The sequence below is a fragment of the Streptomyces sp. 8L genome, from assembly GCF_020176795.1.
Lineage (GTDB): Bacteria > Actinomycetota > Actinomycetes > Streptomycetales > Streptomycetaceae > Streptomyces.
Map to the genome: position 1 here is coordinate 1 of NZ_JAIUKE010000129.1, position 626 is coordinate 626.

At 74.9% G+C, this 626-nt stretch carries 1 protein-coding gene and 1 pseudogene; both read left to right on the forward strand.

Annotated features, from left to right (window positions below):
* Positions 1-203, forward strand: a pseudogene (locus LCE31_RS12760) (hypothetical protein); the annotation flags it as partial.
* Entirely contained in the window at positions 200-340 is a 141-nt protein-coding gene (locus LCE31_RS12765) for a hypothetical protein (protein ID WP_225014329.1), read from the forward strand. The pseudogene LCE31_RS12760 and the gene LCE31_RS12765, both read left to right, overlap by 4 nt.
* The last annotated feature ends 286 nt before the right edge of the window (positions 341-626 follow it).

The following is a 626-nucleotide window of genomic DNA, read 5'->3' on the forward strand; positions in this document are numbered from 1 at the left end:
CCCCGGCGCCCTCGCCCTCCCCGCACCCGCACGTCGCAGCGACGGTGCCCGCCCGCGCGGCGGCAACGCCGGAGCAGCGCCTGGGCGCGCTCCTGCTGCGCATGGTGCGCGAGCAGGACGACCGCATCCCGCCGGAGCGGCGCGTCCCGCGCACCCTCGCGGAAATGACGGACCGGCAGCAGGCAGCGGAGGTGACGCGATGAGCGACGCCGACGAGGAGCGCCGCAAGGCTGCGGAGGAGATGGAGCAGGCCCGTCAGCGGAACGCGCAGGCCCTGGCCGCCTCCCAGGAGGCACAGGCCGCGCTCGCAGAGACCGTCGCACAGATCCCGAACCGGTGAAGGAGCCGATGGCGATGCGTTGTTCCCGAATGATCCGTCGCACCGTCCGGCGTCTGGGCATCACGGTGTCGTGGGTGTGCGATAACTGCGGCTGCCTCAACCGCGACGGAGACGCGAGCTGCGGTTTCTGCTGACTGTGGCCGCTCACCTCATACGGATGGCCCGTACCGCCCAACACCGGGCGGGGGGGGGGCGGGCGCGCCCGCGCCCCCGCCCCCCCCCCCCCCGCCCGGTGGGGTTAGACAGCCCCCCACCACACCCGGTGGGCGGGCAGCACGCCCGAGCC

Bases quoted from the DNA above. Each gene is read 5' to 3' on its own strand.
- LCE31_RS12765 (WP_225014329.1), top strand. From the start codon at position 200: ATGAGCGACGCCGACGAGGAGCGCCGCAAGGCTGCGGAGGAGATGGAG.